At 53.4% G+C, this 970-nt stretch carries 1 protein-coding gene; it reads left to right on the top strand.

Going from position 1 to position 970, the window contains the following annotated elements; genetic code table 11:
- Positions 1-237 precede the first annotated feature (237 nt).
- A partial coding sequence (uxuA, locus tag H7A81_RS27390) for a mannonate dehydratase (RefSeq protein ID WP_182059353.1) occupies positions 238-970 on the top strand: 733 nt, incomplete at its 3' end.

The following is a 970-nucleotide window of genomic DNA, read 5'->3' as shown; positions in this document are numbered from 1 at the left end:
CTCTAACCATCCGCCAGGAGTGAACCACAGATGCGGAACCTGGTCGCCACTCAGATGCCGCATTTGTGATCTGGTTAACCAAAATGGCTTACGAGGTTGACATCAGACGTTAAAGAGCCGAATTTTAGGCTCTGAGAGCGCAATCCACGCCATAAGCGGTGCGCTAACCGATAAATAGGTCAACCAATATAAGAATTGTCCTGGGTTTCATTTTCAGGACCTAAAAGAGGTAACAACATGAAGCAGACCTGGCGCTGGTATGGCCCAAATGATCCCGTTTCTCTTGCCGATGCACGACAGGCTGGCGCGACCGGCATCGTCACCGCCCTGCACCACATCCCTAACGGCGAAGTGTGGTCGGTGGACGAAATTATGCAGCGTAAAGCCATCGTGGAAGCCGCTGGGCTGGTGTGGTCAGTGGTGGAAAGCGTGCCGATTCACGAAGAGATCAAAACCGGCAGCGGTGAGTGTCAGAAGTGGATCCGTCATTACCAGCAGTCTCTGCGAAATCTGGCGCAGTGCGGTATTAAAACCGTCTGCTACAACTTCATGCCGATTCTCGACTGGACGCGCACAGACCTTGAATATCTGTTACCCGATGGCGCGAAAGCGCTGCGTTTCGATCAGATCGAATTTGCCGTATTTGAGCTGCACATTTTGCAACGTCCCGGTGCGGAGAAGGATTACAGCGCCACGGAAATAGCGCAGGCAGCTGAGCGTTTCGCCAACATGAGCGAAGCACATAAAACCCGCCTGACGCGCAATATCATCGCTGGTTTACCGGGTGCAGAAGAAGGTTACACGCTGGACCAGTTCCGTGCTCAATTAGCCCGTTATGACGGCATCGGCAAAGCTGAGTTACGTGAAAACTTCGCGACCTTCCTGCGCGCCATTATTCCGGTAGCAGAAGAAGCCGGCATTCGTATGGCAGTGCATCCGGATGATCCCCCGCGTCCGATTCTGGGTTTAC

It is taken from the genome of Pantoea sp. ME81, assembly GCF_903970985.1.
GTDB lineage: Bacteria > Pseudomonadota > Gammaproteobacteria > Enterobacterales > Enterobacteriaceae > Pantoea > Pantoea communis.
The sequence above is the reverse complement of the archived record's forward strand: the minus strand, read 5'-3'. Positions and strand labels throughout refer to the sequence as shown.